Consider the following 17,646-nt stretch of genomic DNA (forward strand, 5'->3'; position numbering starts at 1 on the left):
ACTAACGTTAGACAATTACGCAAAAGAGTCAAATCCAAAAAAAATGCCGACTGAAAAGTCGGCATTTAAAGCACTGCTTGTTTTGCAATTAACTCTTATTGAACTCCAGTTCCTCTCAGCTTGGTCAGGGTGGTTGCAGGCGTGATCGCTTCTGGGTCCGTTTTAATATGAATTAGAGCTGCCTTGCCACTTGCCAATGATCGCTCCAATGCTCCCTCGAATTCTTCCGTTTTCACAACAGTTTCTGCATGCGCACCATACGCCAAGGCAATAGCTGCAAAATCAGGGTTCTTGAGCTCCGTAGCACTAACCCGGTCAGGATAGTCCCTTTCTTGGTGCATTCTGATCGTCCCATAAGCCCCGTTATCTACCAAAATTGTCAGAAAATTCGCACCTGACTGCACGGCCGTGCCAAATTCCTGCATCGTCATTTGGAAACAGCCATCTCCTGCGAAACAAATTAATGGTCTTTCTGGTTGGCGAAGTTTCCCAGCGACTGCGGCAGGTAATCCATACCCCATTGAGCCTGAGGTCGCGGCAAGTTGGGATCCATAGTTCCGAAACCGCCAAAACCGATGAACCCAAATTGCATAATTTCCCGCCCCATTTGCGATAACTGCGTCTGGCAACTGGTCACGGAGCAGGTTCATAATGGGGCCCATCTCAGCATCGCCAGGTGTATTTGGCAGCTCACCTGTCCATTCTAGATAAGCTTTGTGAGCCTCTTCCGCTAATCCGCCGAAAGGAGTAGGCGTTAGTTTATTCGCTTTTGCCAGGAAAGTTCCCGGGGTTGCATTTATTGCCAGATCAGGCGTGTAAATACGTCCAATCTCTTCTGCACCCGGATGGATTTGCACAACACGTTGCTTGGGCTTTGGAATATCAAAAAGGCTGAACCCCTGACTAGGGTTTTCACTAAAGCGAGCGCCGAGCAAAATAACCAAGTCACTCTTCACCAGTCGCTCTTTTAGTTTCGGGTTGATGCCCAGTCCAACGTCACCTGCATAATTTGGATGAAGATGATCGAACAGCTGTTGACGACGGAACGAGCATCCTACTGGAAGGCCCCATTTTTCAGCAAATTCATGAACATTCTGAACGGCAGTTTCATTCCAACGGCTTCCGCCGAGTAAAAGAAAAGGAGATTGCGCTGACCCCAACAGTTTCCCTAAGGCCATCATCGCTTCATCAGTCGGTGCTGGTTCCGGCACTTCAACCTTGGGGCCGATATTTGCCTCGCAAGTGTCTCGCAGCATATCCTCTGGCAAAGATATCACAACAGGTCCGGGTCGGCCGCTCATAGCAACGTGGAAAGCATGCGCCATTACCTCAGGGATCCGGTCTGCGTGATCGATTTCAGTTACCCATTTCGCCAAATCACCGAAAGTCTGACGGTAGTCCACTTCCTGAAACGCTTCACGGCCCTTCATCCGACGACCAATTTGACCGACCAATAAGATCATGGGCGTGGAGTCTTGTTTGGCGACATGCACACCAGAAGCCGCGTTGGTTGCTCCTGGCCCGCGGGTCACCATGCAAACACCCGGGCGTCCTGTGAGCTTCCCATCGGCTTCCGCCATCATGGCCGCACCACCTTCTTGACGGGCAAGAACTGTTTCGATCGAACTATCATGTAGGGCGTCTAAAACCGCCAGGTAGCTCTCTCCCGGGACGCAAAAAATCCGGTCCACACCTTGGGTTTCCAAACACTCAACAATTAACTGCCCACCTGTTTTTTGCATGGCTTCCACATCCCTCATTAGGAGCAACCCTTCTAATTTATCGGGCGTATCCTAGTCACAAGAGAAGAGAATGAACAGTCTCAAATCAGAGAAAATCTCGTGAATGAATTTTGAGTCAACGGCTTTAATAAGCTTGGGTGCTACCAACGCCGTAACAAAGAAATTCCGTTATTCTGCGCACTCAACACAGTTTGTCGCAAAAGGTAAGGCTTCCAATCGTTTTTCACCGATTGGCTCACCACACCCCATGCAGGTTCCATAGGATCCTTGATCCAAACGATCCAAGGCTTGTTTGATTTGAACGATCTCATCCAAGGCGTCTTTTTCAAGGCGCTCCATCACCTCTTCATCTTCGCGCTCAGTAGCCTGTTCGGAAAAATTACTGCTATGCTCAGCGCGCAAACTCTTCTCATATTCCTGTACGCGAGCCTCCAGAACAGCTAAACGACTGTAAAGCTCATCCTTTAATTTTGTCAGATCCTGCATCACCTTCACTCCTGATTTTAATCATCCTTTTCACAACTTTTCTAATACAGACTCCAAGCTATAGCATTGACCCGGATCAATAGATTAAAGCGCGTTCATTCCCTGAATGTAGAGAACCCGACGCCGCGCGAGAGTTTCATTTTTTGCTTCAGTCAAAAAACTGCAATAAAAAAGGATTACCTGCTCTTCAAGTCACACTCTTAATCAAATGTGAGGAACCTTTTCAGTCATGACGATAAAAGTTGGGATAAACGGCTTTGGCCGAATGGGACGCTTATCCATGAGAGCTGGCTGGTCCATACCTGATCTTGAATTCATTAAGATCAATGATCCAGCGGGATCACCCGAAACCTTTGCCCATTTATTGGAGTTCGACTCTGTACACGGTCGTTGGGACGAGGCCATTTCGTCAACCAATAACGCGCTTTATGTCGGTAACTCTTCCCTTCAATTCACTAACAACGCGGACATTACCGCAACTGACTGGTCAGAGTGCGATGTTGTGATTGAAGCATCTGGGAATTTCAAATCTCAAGCGACCCTGCAACCCTATCTTGACCAAGGCGTGAAGAGGGTTGTTGTCACGGCTCCAGTAAAAGAGGAAGGGGTTCTTAACATTGTCAGGGGTGTAAACGATGACTTGTTTGACCCAAACCGCCATCCCATTGTAACCGCGGCATCCTGTACAACCAATTGCCTTGCCCCGATTGTCAAAGTCATTCATGAAAAACTCGGTATCGTTCACGGGTCCATGACAACAATCCATGATCTGACTAACACCCAATCAATTCTAGACACGCCCCATAAAGACTTAAGACGTGCCAGAGCCTGCAGCACAAGCCTTATTCCGACAACAACCGGGTCTGCCACGGCGATTAGCCATATATTTCCAGAATTAAAGGGCAAGTTGAACGGTCATGCGATAAGAGTGCCCCTCACCAACGCGTCTCTCACCGATTGCGTTTTTGAAGTTTCCCGAAAGACTTCTGCCGAAGAAATCAACTCACTCCTGAAAGAGGCTTCAGAAACTTACTTGAAAGACATACTTGGCTATGAAACGAGGCCGCTAGTGTCGATTGACTATAAAACTGATCCCAGATCCAGTATTGTCGATGCCCTGTCCACATTGGTAGTTAACGGCACGCAAGTGAAGATATTTTCCTGGTATGACAATGAATGGGGTTACTCCAATCGGACCGCAGAAATTGCACAAATGGTTGGATTAGCTGATCAATGAGTGAAGTTTCTGTCAAAGGCCTTAAGTCCCCATTGGGACAGTATATAGTCATCACAGGGAACTATTGGGCATTTACTTTGACGGACGGCGCCCTCCGAATGCTGGTTGTTTTGCATTTTCACCAGCTCGGATATAGCCCCTTTGAAATTGCAATGCTGTTCCTGTTCTATGAGGTTTTTGGGGTCATCACCAACCTGATTGGGGGGTGGCTTGGCGCTCGCATTGGTCTTAATCGAACAATGAACCTGGGTCTTTCCTTACAGGTTATTGCGCTCGGGATGCTATTGGCACCAACAGTCTATTTAACTGTTCCTTTGGTAATGGGCGCTCAAGCTCTCTCCGGTATCGCAAAAGACCTCAATAAAATGAGCGCCAAGAGCGCGATAAAAACATTGGTGCCGGCAAATGCTGATAACGCACTCTACAGATGGGTCGCCTTATTGACTGGCTCAAAAAATGCGTTGAAAGGAATAGGTTTCTTTATGGGCGGCGTCCTCCTCGCACTTGCAGGGTTTCAAGGGGCGATCCTCATTATGCTCATAATGTTAGTGGTTGTGTTTATACTCAGTCTATTTTTCCTTAAAGAGGATTTGGGTATCGCTAAAAACAAACCCAAATTTCGGGAAATCTTTTCCAAGAGCAGAGCAATAAATACCTTGTCTGCCGCGCGGCTTTTTCTTTTCGGCTCCCGCGATGTTTGGTTTGTTGTTGCCCTGCCTGTTTATTTCTCTGCCCAACTGAACTGGGATCATTCAACTGTGGGCACCTTTTTCGCTGTTTGGGTAATCGGTTATGGCTTCATTCAGACTTTAGCCCCTGCCCTCACTGGTACCAAAAAAGGAGAAAACCCAAATGGCAACACGGCGTTATCCCTTGTTATCCCACTTGCCATCACCCCAGCGATCATATCCCTGCTCCTGATCAATGGTTGGCATATTGAAGAAACACTTGTAGCTGGCCTCTTGGTGTTTGGCGCCCTGTTTGCCCTAAACTCATCTGTCCACAGTTTCCTTATCGTGAGTTACGCAAAATCTGATGGCGTTTCAATGGATGTGGGATTTTATTACATGGCAAATGCAATGGGCCGTCTAGTTGGAACAGTATTATCTGGTTGGGTTTATCAGAATTGGGGACTGGAAATGTGCCTGTTCATTTCCACAGGATTTCTAATTCTGACCGCAGGTATCTCTTTAGCACTAACAGACAAAACAACCGCCAACTAATTTTCGGCCTAGTCCTATGTAATGTTTCGCCGCCAGGCAGTGTGCTTTCACTATCACAGTCACCAAAAAGATAAAGTTAGGAAAGAAATAAAGGGTTACCCAGTTAAGAATGACTATTATTATTAATTGCATCTTAATTTTGTAATATTTACCAAATCAACGAGCATCTAGATGAAAAAAATTGCTTACGGCGTCTTACCTTTCCTGCTTTTATCTTCACCTGCAATCGCAGAGGATACCAGTTACCCCAATATATCTGGGGAAATTTCGATTGAGATTGAAAACGACTGGACACATGATTCTGATGATGAAGCGGCTGAAATTAATGATCTTTATCCAACTGTTGATTTGGTGACGACATTTGCCTTCACTCCAGAGTTGTCAGCAAACCTTGAAGCAACCCTGGAATCCATTGACGAGACATCCGAAGATCGGGAATTTGATGATCTGGGTGCCTATATCAGCGTCTTGACTGTGAACTATGATACGGACGCTTTTTCAGTCTATGCCGGTAAGTTTGGAGCAAATTTCGGCATTGCCTGGGATGCAGCACCAGGCCTCGGGTGGGGAAATCTTGCTGATGATTATGAAATTGCTGAAGTCATCGGCTTTGGGGGTGCTGTCAATTTCAATCTGTCTGGCGAACACTCACTTTCTGGTAGTGTATTCTTTGCTGATACCTCGTTCTTGAGTGATTCCCTTGGTGATAGCCGAGGTCCACTTGAAAAATCAGATGGTGGTCCAGCCAACACGGAAAGCTTAGAGTCTTTTGCTCTCGCACTTGATGGTGGCTTTGACGCCTTAGAAGGCTTCCGTTACCACATTGGCTTTGCTTCACTCGAAGAGGGTGAAGATGGAGATACTAACCAACTGGGTTACGCTTTAGGCGCTGAATACGAAATCCAGCTCAATGACGAATTTACGCTAACACCAATTGGTGAAATCGCGTTCCTTGAAGATGCTGGCGGCGTAAGTGGCGACGACATCTTTTATGGGACAGCGGGCGCAACGCTTGGCTACAACAACTGGTCCTTCACAACCAGCTACCACTACCGTGACACAGATAGTGGCGGCACCAGTGTCGAGGATTACTATGCCGACGCAACAATCGGCTATGAATTCGATTTTGGTCTATTTGTCGCCGCAGGTTATCGCTTTGCGGAAGAAGATGACGTAGACAGCCGTATCTTGGGCGTATTGATTAATTACACGTTCGAATTCTAATTCCCATAGATCAATCAAAAGAAAAGCCCGGTTTATTGCCGGGCTTTTTAGTTTTCAGGACCACTCTGGTTCCTCAGACCAATCAAACCCGCTGGGGGCACCATTAGATATTTTATCTGCAAACTCTGGAGGACGTTTTTCCAAAAAGGACATAACCCCCTCTTTTCCATCACGCGTGCTTGTATGGTACATAGTCCGGCTTTCCAGCTTATGAGCCTCCATCGGATGATCAGCTCCCATCATTCGCCACAATAGCTGCCGGTTGATGGCTACAGACATTGCGCTTGTATTGCCAATGAAAGATTCTGCAATTTCATTGGCCCTATCCAACAACTTCTCACCCTCAACAATTTCGCTAATTAAACCTCCACTCAAAGCTTCTTCTGCCCCGAACACCTTCCCACTAAAGGACCATTCCAACGCTTTTGGCAGGCCAACTAGGCGCGGCAAAAACCAACTCGCACAGCTTTCAAGGCTGACACCCCGCTGCGAAAAAACAAACCCGAAACGGGATCGATCAGTGCCAATCCGAACATCCATTGGCAATTGCATGGTTGAACCAACACCGACTGACGCACCGTTAATTGCTCCGATGAGTGGCTTCTTCATTCGAAACATGCGAAGTGTCAGAATACCACCAACATCGCGGTTGCGTTCCATTTCGGGTGAGTTTGGATCTACTGTTTCATCAAGGCCAAAAACATTTCCTTCACTTGAAAGATCCATTCCTGCGCAAAAGGCGCTACCATTACCAGTAAAGATGATCGCGCGAACAGTATCGTCTTGATCTGCGCGATCCAGTTCAGCAATCAAGTCCTCTCCCATCTGAATGGTAAACGCATTCATTTGATCGGGACGGTTAAGGCGAATAGTTAGAATATTTCCAGTTTGTTCTGTTTGAATATGCTGCTCACTCATCAGATGGGCTCCTTATTTTTATTTTGCAAAACGATAAGCAAAGCCAGCGGAGAGGTAAAGCAACAAGCATAAAAAAAGCATGCTCCGAAGAGCATGCTTTCAAACATCGTAATCTGCAAAATCTTAGGAGTAACGGTAAGGCCGGCCCGCTTTTTCCATAGCTGCGTTATAATCTTTGAAGATTTGAACGACTTTTGCTTTCGTCTCTGACTCTGCTGCAATTTCATCCCAGAACTTCACTGCAGCTTTCTCAACCTGCGCCCATTCATTATCCGGAATAGATGTCAGCTCCATCTTAGTACCTTTAGTTCTCAAATGAGCTTCTCCGCCCCAATACCACCACTGGCGATAATAATGAGAGCTATCCATTGTCAACTTCAACAGTTCTTTCAAGTGATCTGGAAGTTCATTGTAGCGATCCATATTAGCAAAGAATGAACCGGCCCAAGCACCAGAGATATTGTTTGTCAGGAAGTAGTTTGTAACATCTGCCCAACCAACAGTGTAGTCTTCTGTGATACCAGACCAGGCAACACCATCCAACTCACCTGTCTGAACAGCGACCTCAATGTCTTCCCACGGAAGTGTAACAGGAACAACACCGAACTGAGCCAGGAAACGACCAGCAGTTGGGAATGTGAAGACGCGCTTACCCTTCAGATCTTCCAAGGAACGGATTGGATCTTTGGTCGCGAAATGACATGGATCCCATGCACCTGCAGACAACCACTTGACGCCAACTTTAGAATATTCTGCATCCCAAATTTCGCCGAGACCGTACTGATTAAAGAGAACTGGAACGTCCAAAGAATAACGGCTGGCAAATGGGAAGTAACCGCCAAACACAGTTACCTCTGTTGGAGATGCCATGGAGTCGTCATCAGATTGCACAGCGTCGATTGTGCCTTTCTGCATGGCCCGGAAAAGTTCTCCTGTTGGAACGATCTGATCCGCGAAGAAAAGCTGGATTTCCATTTCATCGCCAGCAACTTTGTTAAAGCTGTCGATTGCAGGCTTGATTACGTGCTCAGCCAGAGCTGCACCTGCATATGTCTGCATCCGCCAGACAATCTTTTTCTGCGCATGAACGGCTGGAGCAGCAAAGGATGTTGCACCAGCCACACCGGCAGCACCAACACCTGTTAAAAACTTACGCCTATTCGTCATGAGAAACCCTCCTTCATTAAGATCTCATACCCTGTTAACAACTTTATACTTATTACTTTGAATAAACATATTCCGGCAGCCACAAGGCAATTTCCGGGAAGATCATCACAACAGCTAGCGCCAGCGCCATAACCAACACAAACGGGAGAATAGATCCGTATATGTCTTTCAAAGTTATTTCTGGCGGTGCCATCGCCCGCATCAGAAACAGATTATACCCAAATGGGGGTGTCATGTAAGCGATCTGTGTAGTGATCGTGTAAAGCACCCCATACCAGATCAAATCGAAGCCAAGAGCATTGACCAGTGGCACGTAAAGAGGAGCCACAATCACCAACATTGCTGTGTCGTCCAAAAACGTTCCCATCACGATGAAAGACAGCTGCATCAAGATTAAGATCATCCAAGGTGACAAACCCAATTGCTCTGTAAACAGTCCCTCAATCGCTCTGACCGCTCCCAAGCCATCAAATACTGCCCCAAATCCAAGTGCCGCTAAAATAATCCACATGAACATGCATGAAATTGCCAGTGTTTGCCGCACAGAGGTTTCAAACACCTCTTTTGTCATGCGCCCTTTTAAGATAGCCGCCACAAATGCTGCCATTGCTCCGATCGCAGAACTTTCCACAAGGCTTGTCCAACCATTGACAAACGGGACCATCATTGTTGCAAAGATTATAATAGGAAGAAGCCCTGCTCGAAGGAGACGCAACTTCTCAGACATGGGAATATTGCGCTCTTCCTTTGGCAAAACAGGCCCCAACTCCGGCTGGAAGCGACAGCGAATGACAATATAAAGAATAAACAAAGCGGCCATCATTAGGCCAGGGAGCACCCCTGCGAGCCAAAGCTGCCCGACCGGTTGCCGCGCAATCATTGCGTAAAGCACCAGCACGACAGACGGCGGCACAAGAATACCAAGGGATGAGCCAGCCTGAATCACTCCGGTGACCATTTTTTTATCATAACCGCGACGTAAAAGTTCAGGTAGGGCAATAGTGGCGCCAATCGCCATCCCTGCAACAGATAGACCGTTCATTGCCGAAACCAGAACCATCAATAGGATAGTGCCAATTGCGAGCCCACCCCGAACGGGCCCCATCCAAACATGGAACATTTTGTAAAGGTCATCTGCAATTTTGGATTCCGAGAGCACATACCCCATGAAGATGAACATGGGCAGCGTCAACAAAGGATACCATTTCATCAACTTCATCGCCGCAGAGAAACCCAGGTCATATCCACCTGTCCCCCAAAGCAGAAGCGCTGCAGCCACCCCGACAAATCCAATGGCACCAAAAACTCGCTGTCCCGTCATGAGCATCAGCATCATGGTGGAGAACATTAAAATCGCAATCAACTCATAGGACATCAGAGCTCAACTCCCCGAATACGGGCAATATCCTTAAAAAATTCAGAAATGGACTGAAGGATCATCATAAATATGCCAAAGCACATGATCGCCTTAATAGGCCACATATATGGGCGCCAGGGTGTTCGGCTTCTTTCCCCATATTCAATGGCATAAACCGTACTATCAATTCCGCCATACAGCAGCACGCCCAGGAAGAAGATCAAAAACATGACAGTAAAAGCATCAACCCAGGCTTTTTGCTTCGTGGTCCAACTGCCATAGAAAAGATCCATTCGAACATTGCTACCCAGTTGGATCGAGTAAGGCCCGCCAATAATATAATAGGCTACCATGGCAAACTGGGCCATTTCCAACGTCCAAAGAGAAGGAAGAAAAAACGTTTTGGAGATAGAAGACCAGAGCAGAATTCCAGCCAGAACGAAAATAAAATACATGATAAATCGTCCGATCCCACGATTTACCATATCAACGTAATGTACATACTTTCTAATCAGCCAAGGCATTTCATTGCTCTCTAAATTCCTGGACTCCAATGTTGGCCATAGCCATTTTTATTGATGAGCTTAAGAGTTCAGCAATCGATGAGACATCCTCTTGCGTCTTTAAGAGATCATTCTTCACCTCGATCATCGCGCTTTCCAGCCCCCGCTTCGTTCCATGCGTCTTCAACGTATGTGTAACACCATCTCTGGAACTGTATGGCTCGTTCAATCTGATTACCAAGTTCGAGGATGCCTGAGAAGCCTCTCTTATTGCAACTGCGAAATCGTCTTTTTTGTCATGCAGCAATCCAATCTCAACGTCACGCTTGTGCCCAAGATAGACAGGTGTAAAGCTGTGAACAGTTACAATTGCTTTAATGTTAGGATGTTTGTTCAAGACATCTTCAACCAGGTTTTCAAACGGCAGATATATACGCTCGAAACGGTCCTTCTTTTCTGAGCTTGATAAATTTCGATTGCCCGGAATTGAATATTTTTCGCTTGTTTCAGGGATTGCATCAATTGCGTTTGCATCACGATTGCAGTCAAACAGTAATCTGGATACACCGGCAACAACCAATTGAGCGTTCAAATTTAGAGCAATCTGCGTCGCAAGATCAATTGCACCGGGATCCCAGGCTATGTGGCTGAACAATATGTTTTCATCTAATCCCAGGTCTGCAAATTCATCCGGGATATAGTTCGTCGCATGTTCGCAAATCAGTAGCACCGAACTATCGCCACCCGCATTTAACAATCGCGGGAGATACCCCTCGGCGGCGTTCAGTTTCTGATTTTCCACAAGCACCATAACACAACAACATCCAAAAATGTAGAAATCATTACAGAACTATCCACACTGTCAAGAAATATTCTGAATAAATTGCTTCATATAATTTTTTTCTGTTGATATTCTTTCATAATAGAAAGTTACAAATATTATGCCTGATCCTAAACCTACAATTGCTGAGCTTCTCAAGCTCTTGCAACCGGAGCTGACCAAATCCGAAAGGCAGCTCGCAGACACACTATTAACCAATTACCCACTCTCCGGGCTTGTGAGCGTAACCGCCGTGGCTGCAAATGCTGGTGTTTCGACACCAACTGTAATTCGTATGGTTAGAAAACTTGGCTTTGAAGGCTTCCCCCAGTTTCAGGAGGAATTGCGAAAGGAGTTGGAGGCAACTTTCACCAACCCCATCGCGAAGCATGAAAAATGGGCCGTAAATGTTCCTGAAAAACACATTCTGAATGAGTTCACCAATGCGGTAATCAGCAACATTCATCAGACACTCTCGCAAATTTCTCCAGACGAATTTGATCAGGCTTGCGAACTTTTGTCGGATCAGAAGCGAGAAGTCTATATCACGGGTGGTCGCGTTTCACGTTCAATGGCTGACTATCTTTTTATTCATTTACAAATGATCAGAAAGGCTGTCCAAAACATGGAGAGCCGATCCAGTTCCTGGCCCCATTTTGTCCTTGATATGGAGAAAGGGGACGTTCTGGTCATTTTCGACCTCAGACGATACGAAAATAGTACGATCAAGCTTGCTGAACTTGCAGCAGCAAAAGGAATAAAGATAATTCTGTTTACAGATCAATGGCGCTCTCCTGTCTCGAACTACGCCGATTTTACTTTCAGCGCTCGCATCTCAGTCCCTTCAGCCTGGGACTCTTCGGTCGCGGTGTTGCTCTTGTTGGAAGCAATGATTGCAAAAATCCAACAAACTGATTGGAAACAAACAAAAAAACGGATTAGTGACCTAGAAGATCTTTTTGACAGAACAACCTTTTTTAGAAAATTCTAAACTTTGACGGGAGCCCCTCAAAACTGCTAACATCCTGTCAGTGTTTGCCGTATGAGAAGGTTCATGAGATCCTCCCTAATTACCGTATTTTTTATATTTTTCGCTTTTACCTTGGAGGCAAAGGCGCAACAAACGATACCCTCTCCCGTCAAACTTGCCACCACGGACTGGTGCCCTTACTCGTGTGACCCAAAGGGTGAAAAGCCCGGTATAGTTCAAGAGTATATCCGAAATTTATTCGCCAAGAATGAGTTAAGCTTGGAGATCTCCAGTCTTCCTTGGAACCGGGCAATTGAAACAGCACATAGCGGAGATCAGGCACATGGCCTCTTAACTGCCGTCCGTTCAGAAGCACCCAGCTTTCTTTTTTCAAACAACCCGATTATGAGTTATCAGGTCTGCTTCTATGGCCCAGAAGAAACGGAATGGCGTTATAGGAACAGCGCAGACCTGTCCTCCTTCCCTGGAAAATTAGGGTTCATTGCCAGCTATGGATATGGAAAACCCTTAGATGAATTTTTATCATCGCCATCCAACAAGTCAAAAATTCTAGAGGTTAGAGGATTAACCGCACTCAACAGACTAATGAAAATGCTGAGTGCCGATCGTATTCAGTTATTGGTGGCCGACCGGAATATAATTAGCTGGTTAAAAGTCTCCAAGCCTCACCCGGAAGTGTTGGCGCTACGGGAAAAAGGATGTCTGACGGAGCGTCCTTTCTATATTGCTTTTAACAGCACACTTCCCTGGGCTAGTGAAATCATTTCAATACTCGACCGGGAGCTTGCGGCACCTGAAAATCAAAAGATCCGCGCAGAAATCTCAGAGGCGTATCTGGGACCCGCTCTGAATTAGAAAAGCATCACTCAGAGATTTCTGGCACTTCAAAACAACAAAATTATTTAAAAATTTTAATTCCAAACATTCTCACTGACTTCGTAATAAAACATGTGTTAGCCTCATGCTTAATTTTTGCAACGCGAACAGGGGAAGTGAGGGGCTAACACACGATGCGCGATCAAAAGTATCAGAGTTTTAGGCGCAAACTGTACAGCCAAATTTCATTTCTCGCATTAGTAAGCCTGATTGCTTCGAATACAACAGCGAGCGCAGATGTTAATGATGCTGATGCAACAACAGACACTGCTGCGAGCTCGACTGTTACCGCCTCCGACACCAACGGAATACTGGATGATAACGGGGCCGACCACACAATCACCATAGATTCCAATAGTGGCGCTTTAACTTTTGGCACACTGCAAACCATTGATGGTATTACGTTTTTATCTCAGTCAGGCGATATAACTGCGACGATAAACATTACCAGTTCCGGAACTAACAATCTTGTTACCTTTGCCGGTGATGTTCAGGTAAAAGGGACTGAATCCCTTATTCTGAATGCGACGAATACAGATATTCTACTTCAGGGTGACGCTCCCTTCGGTACGGGTTCTTCTACTCTCAATCTAGGAGATGGTTCTAGCAGCGTTTCGGCTACATTCGACACCGCGCTAAATGCTGATAACACTATTGAAATGGTCATCAACGCGGCCTCCGCGGCGGACACAGTCACCCTCTCTGTTACAAATACAGATGGAACTTCGGGTAACGAGATAATTTTCACACAAGCAATCGGTGGAGCAAGTTCGGCCACCGAAATAGACGTCATTGAAATCGCAAGTGGCGCCAAAGCGACTTTTAACGGGGCTGTCAGGGCTGGAACTATTGAAATTCGAACGTCAGAAGCGATTACCTTTGACGATAGCATCACCGCTGATATTGATCTTTACAACGATTATACACTTTCTTTGAAAGATGGCTTTCCCCTTAACGGTTCTATTGACAACCAAACAGGTTCAGACAATGCAGGGACCCTAAACGTTGTCGATCAAACAGGAGGGGCAACGACTATCGTTTCAGGCGATATTGGATCGACAAACTCCTTAAAAGCCGTCACTGCTGAAAGCTCATCAAATACAATCACATTTGGTGGCAACATTAATGCCACTACAATCACCTTGACCGGCACTGACGATACAGACGAAACAATTTTTCAAGGTAATGTAACTGGATCCGTCGTTATCGATACTGCAGGCCTCCTCACCTTCACCGCAAACAAATATGTTGATGGACCGGTGACTTCAAATACCGATGGCGCCGGTATTTTGGAGTTTGAAACCCAAACAGCGGACACCACTCTCGTTTCTGGTAACGTAGGAACAGGCGGTGGCAATTCGTTGAAAGAACTTATTGTCAACACTGGCGCCGGTGTCACATCCACTTTTGGTGGCACCGTGGATGCAAACACAATCACAGTAGCTGGCTCTGGTACTGTCAGAATTCAAGATACGATCAATACGACGACCCTATCTTTTTCAAGCGACGCGACAGTAAACATTGCCGCAAACAAAGCTATCTCTGGCGCAGTCGATGCAGGCGGTACTTTTGGTAATCTCGTGTTTGATGAAAGCACCACAAATACGACATTGGTTAGCGGGTCTGTCGGTGCGACAAATGCCCTAAGCTCTATCGACACAACCATTGCCTCCGGTGTCACATCCACATTTGCTGGCACCGTGGCCGCAGATACTATTTCGGTAAATGGATCAGGAACTATTGCGTTTTCTGACGATGTTACAGGCGACATAGAGATTGGAGATGGAGGTAAAGTTTCCCTATCTGCTGGCAAAAAGATTATAGGTAACATTGATAATTCTAGTGGCTCAGACGGATCCGGAACTGCCAGTTTTGGTGCTATTGGCGGCAATTTAACACTCGTGTCTGGCTCAATAGGAGCCTCAAACTCTCTTGGCTCAGTGACAGTAGACACCACCGGGGGTATCGCGACTTTCTCTGGATCTGTGAATGCAGAAGATTTTACAGCAACTGGGAGCGGTTCTATCCAGTTCGGTAATGGGGGATCACTTGGATCTCTTTCATCTACCGGAAACATAAATACGGGCAATACGCTTCTGACAATTTCAGGTGATACATCCTTCACTGGCGGAAGCTCACTCAATGTTGGTTCAGGCGGGCTAGAATTTAATGGAAGTTCTGCTCAAACGGTATCCGCACCGATAAATAACACCAACAATCTGTCAATCAGCAATACCAGTAGCTCAGGTGTTACATTTGAAAGTGCCTTGGGTGCCACGACTCCCTTGGGAATGGTAACACTAAATTCAAACACCAAGACCACTTTCAATAACACTGTTCAGGCAACTTCTCTTTCCAGCAACGGAAATCTGGTAGTCGAAAACACAATTACCTTGTCTGGTACTGCGACATTTAATGGTGGAACCCTCACGATCGGAGATAGCTTCACTCCGGGTGACACGATTTTCAGTGTCAATGATGTCAGTGCGTCAGGCAGTCCAACCGTTCAGATTGCAGGTGATATACAAACCGGTACCTATACGCTGTTTGACAGTGTAACCGACGCATCAGATGAAGTTGCAAATTTTGCGCCCTCGACCAGTATCCTGAGAAGTACAGAATTACAAGTAAATGGCTCAGATATTGAGCTGGTGGTGACCACACGAACAGCGGATAGCCTTGCCACGGAGTTCAGTGTTACAAACAATCAGGCTAACATCCTAATAATCGCAAATGATGCAATCGCAACTGGCAACGATGCATTGCTGAGTGATCTTATCGCTTCCGTTAATGCAGGTGGTTCTACAGCCCAAAATGCCATCAAAAGCCTTGCTGTTCAGAGTGAAAGCATGGACGCAGCAATCAGCGTCGCTTCCGGACTTCAAAACCAGGTTTTTCTATTCACTTCTGACAGGCTATCAGCTGTCCGGAATCCAGAAACTGCTTCTCGCCAGGTTATCGCTGACACCTCAACTGATCGGCCTGATGCGAAGAAATCTGCCTGGATCAAGGCATTCGGCTTTCTGGCTGACCAAGACAGAACATCAGATGGAGAAAGCTATGATGCGGGTACAGCTGGCTCGACTTTTGGCTACGACGCCGCCATTACAGATAAGAGCCGCCTAGGAGCCTCATTTACTTATGCTTACACCGATGTTGATGGTGGTGGAGCTGGCAATGTCAGCACTCAGCTGAACAGCTATCAAGGCAACCTATACGCAGATTACTCAACAAAAGAATTCTTCATAGAAGGCTCAGTGGGTTACGCATTTAACAGTATAAAAAGTAGCAGGGTAATAGACTTTCTGGGTTCGGATACAACGGCGCGCGCAGACTACGACTCCAATCAATATATGGCAGCCGTTCAATTCGGCGTTCCCCTTACCGCAGGCGATTATCAAATAACTCCTATGGCAGGCGTATCTTATACATATTTGACAACCGATGATTATAGAGAAACGGGGGCTGGTGGACTTAATCAGCAAGTCAAAACGGACAATCTACAGCTGTTGACTACTTCAGTAGGTGCACAGATATCAACCCAGATCAGAGCAGGGTCAGGATATTTCATACCTCATTTAAGAGGCGGTGTGCGGTATGAGTTGCTTGGTGAAAATGCAACGGCGACTTCGCAATTTACGGGCGGAGGATCTACTTTCACAGTAGAGGGTCAGGATCCTGAACAGTTTGGCGCTCAGCTTGGCCTTGGGTTTGCCTATGATGTAGGTGAGTGGATTTTGGGTGCAAATTATGACGCAGAATTTAAAAACAACTACTTGTCGCACTCCGGTAGTCTGAAGGCTAAGTTACGCTTCTAAAGGCTAGTTGAGCCAGCTAAATGATCTTGTGAAACCAATCAAACTGGCCTGAACCACTATTGTTTGTTTACTACCATAGGGCCGAAATCCAACTTTCATAGCGGTCCCAGCTTTCATTTTTGCGAGCATGTCTGTTGGTAAAAGAGAACGCATCTCGCATCCAATCTTACTGCAAATGGAATAAGGCGCTTTAACCTCTTGGTTCTCATCGATTTTCATGAGCAAACCAGCTTGTAAATCAACACCTAAGGGGAGTTGCATGACGATATAGGGTTTTCGGCTTTCTTTACCTACATAAAAAATTTTTATATTCAGGATCTGCCCAACTTGCCCGGTACCCTCTTCTTTCTGTTGCCGCAGGACAAGTTTCTGTTCGATCAAACAACTTTGTGGATCGTCTTTTGCCTGACAAACAAGTTTCCAGGCATCTGCATTCTCTTCAGCTTTAAGAGCACATGGAACAAGCAATAGAGTACAGACTAGTGGACGAATGGTATAAAATTGGGAACGTAAGGTAGGAAACCAAGTCATGATGTCTACAATTTCGATCAAATCAATAAGGTATTTTGATCGAAACTAGGAAGGTTGTGGTGCAACTGTCAAGGAATGCCTCAAGCACCAGCGGCTTTTACCAAAAACAGACGAACTCCCGAGATTTTCCATTCCCCACTCACATTCTCAAACTGATAGATCGCTTTCCAGATCTTACCTTCCGGCCCTTGAATAAGGACAGCTTGCAATGGACGCCCTCTTATCTCTTGGAATTCATCAAATTGATACCAGGCAGGGTTAAATACTGGAGAATAATACTCGCGAACCATGTCGACAAACTTGTCAGAGGTCTCGTACTGCAACCGAATAACAGGCGCTGCAAAACTGTAGGCTCGCTCATTTCTCCCCGATTGAAATGCCTCTATCTGACTGTCAATAATCTGCTCAAAAACCGAGAGAGACTTTTCTTTGGCAAATGTATACCCAGCACACAGGATAGTGCTAGCCATTGCTAAAGCTATGAGTAGGTAGCGATTGGAGATATGACTCATGACTGGACACCCTTCCCAAAATTACACCCATGCTGACCAAATAGAAGTACTTGACTGGAGCCATTTTTAAAAAAAGACGTGCCTGCCGCAAATCAATGAGGGGGGGGTTCGCGGCAGGCACGTAGGCTATCCACTCAGCGGTAGTAGATAGCCCCAGCAGTTAAACTTTTTATTTATCTGATTTACGCCTGCCGACTCTTTTTGGATCACAGGGCCCTTGAATTGATCCAAAAAAAGTTTT

Annotated in this window: 15 protein-coding genes; 6 read left to right on the forward strand and 9 right to left on the reverse strand. The window is 46.1% G+C overall.

All coding sequences use genetic code 11. The annotated features are described in order from the left end of the window. Positions 1-95 precede the first annotated feature (95 nt). Together HH301_RS15795 and HH301_RS15800 are read right to left on the reverse strand one after the other, a co-directional pair. On the reverse strand, positions 96-1,760 hold the full coding sequence (locus tag HH301_RS15795) for a thiamine pyrophosphate-binding protein (RefSeq protein ID WP_206378380.1): 1,665 nt from the start codon (positions 1,758-1,760) through the stop codon (positions 96-98). A 150-nt stretch (positions 1,761-1,910) separates the two neighbouring features. Next, a complete protein-coding gene (locus HH301_RS15800; RefSeq protein ID WP_169570009.1) occupies positions 1,911-2,228 on the reverse strand; it encodes a TraR/DksA family transcriptional regulator in 318 nt (105 codons plus the stop codon). 229 nt (positions 2,229-2,457) lie between these two features. Between HH301_RS15800 and HH301_RS15805 the strand changes: the two genes are divergently transcribed. From HH301_RS15805 to HH301_RS15815, 3 genes are all read left to right on the forward strand, one after another. Continuing rightward, positions 2,458-3,465 carry an ArsJ-associated glyceraldehyde-3-phosphate dehydrogenase gene (locus HH301_RS15805; RefSeq protein WP_169570010.1) on the forward strand — a complete coding sequence of 336 codons (1,008 nt, stop codon included), beginning with the start codon at positions 2,458-2,460 and terminating at the stop codon, positions 3,463-3,465. Continuing rightward, entirely contained in the window at positions 3,462-4,688 is a 1,227-nt protein-coding gene (gene arsJ, locus HH301_RS15810) for an organoarsenical effux MFS transporter ArsJ (RefSeq protein ID WP_169570011.1), read from the forward strand. Before HH301_RS15805 ends, arsJ begins: the two co-directional genes overlap by 4 nt. A gap of 171 nt (positions 4,689-4,859) precedes the next feature. Further along, a complete protein-coding gene (locus tag HH301_RS15815; protein WP_169570012.1) occupies positions 4,860-5,912 on the forward strand; it encodes a hypothetical protein in 1,053 nt (350 codons plus the stop codon). A gap of 54 nt (positions 5,913-5,966) precedes the next feature. Here HH301_RS15815 and HH301_RS15820 read toward each other — a convergent pair whose 3' ends face one another. From HH301_RS15820 to HH301_RS15840, 5 genes are all read right to left on the reverse strand, one after another. After that, positions 5,967-6,830, reverse strand: a complete 864-nt coding sequence (locus HH301_RS15820; protein WP_169570013.1) for a crotonase/enoyl-CoA hydratase family protein — start codon at positions 6,828-6,830, stop codon at positions 5,967-5,969. Between the two features lie 123 nt (positions 6,831-6,953). Further along, positions 6,954-7,997 carry a TRAP transporter substrate-binding protein gene (locus HH301_RS15825; protein WP_169570014.1) on the reverse strand — a complete coding sequence of 348 codons (1,044 nt, stop codon included), beginning with the start codon at positions 7,995-7,997 and terminating at the stop codon, positions 6,954-6,956. Between the two features lie 52 nt (positions 7,998-8,049). Next, on the reverse strand, positions 8,050-9,372 hold the full coding sequence (locus HH301_RS15830; protein ID WP_169570015.1) for a TRAP transporter large permease: 1,323 nt from the start codon (positions 9,370-9,372) through the stop codon (positions 8,050-8,052). Then, positions 9,372-9,878 (reverse strand): TRAP transporter small permease subunit, encoded by a 507-nt coding sequence (locus HH301_RS15835; RefSeq protein WP_169570016.1) that lies wholly within the window; start codon positions 9,876-9,878, stop codon positions 9,372-9,374. Before HH301_RS15835 ends, HH301_RS15830 begins: the two co-directional genes overlap by 1 nt. Before the next feature lies 1 nt (position 9,879). Next, on the reverse strand, positions 9,880-10,668 hold the full coding sequence (locus tag HH301_RS15840; RefSeq protein WP_169570017.1) for an N-formylglutamate amidohydrolase: 789 nt from the start codon (positions 10,666-10,668) through the stop codon (positions 9,880-9,882). A gap of 130 nt (positions 10,669-10,798) precedes the next feature. On the opposite strand from HH301_RS15840, the gene HH301_RS15845 reads away from it, so the two are divergent. From HH301_RS15845 to HH301_RS15855, 3 genes are all read left to right on the forward strand, one after another. Beyond that, entirely contained in the window at positions 10,799-11,668 is an 870-nt protein-coding gene (locus HH301_RS15845; RefSeq protein WP_169570018.1) for a MurR/RpiR family transcriptional regulator, read from the forward strand. 258 nt (positions 11,669-11,926) lie between these two features. Continuing rightward, positions 11,927-12,523 carry a hypothetical protein gene (locus HH301_RS15850; protein ID WP_240969637.1) on the forward strand — a complete coding sequence of 199 codons (597 nt, stop codon included), beginning with the start codon at positions 11,927-11,929 and terminating at the stop codon, positions 12,521-12,523. Positions 12,524-12,678: 155 nt separating this feature from the next. After that, positions 12,679-16,362, forward strand: a complete 3,684-nt coding sequence (locus tag HH301_RS15855; protein ID WP_169570020.1) for an autotransporter domain-containing protein — start codon at positions 12,679-12,681, stop codon at positions 16,360-16,362. Between the two features lie 3 nt (positions 16,363-16,365). Here HH301_RS15855 and HH301_RS15860 read toward each other — a convergent pair whose 3' ends face one another. Next, the gene (locus tag HH301_RS15860; protein WP_169570021.1) at positions 16,366-16,893 is read right to left on the reverse strand and encodes an invasion associated locus B family protein; all 528 of its coding nucleotides are present in this window, start codon (positions 16,891-16,893) and stop codon (positions 16,366-16,368) included. 80 nt (positions 16,894-16,973) lie between these two features. Continuing rightward, a complete protein-coding gene (locus HH301_RS15865; protein ID WP_169570022.1) occupies positions 16,974-17,405 on the reverse strand; it encodes a DUF4864 domain-containing protein in 432 nt (143 codons plus the stop codon). Between the last annotated feature and the right edge of the window lie 241 nt (positions 17,406-17,646).

This window comes from Sneathiella limimaris (assembly GCF_012932565.1).
Taxonomy (GTDB): domain Bacteria; phylum Pseudomonadota; class Alphaproteobacteria; order Sneathiellales; family Sneathiellaceae; genus Sneathiella; species Sneathiella limimaris.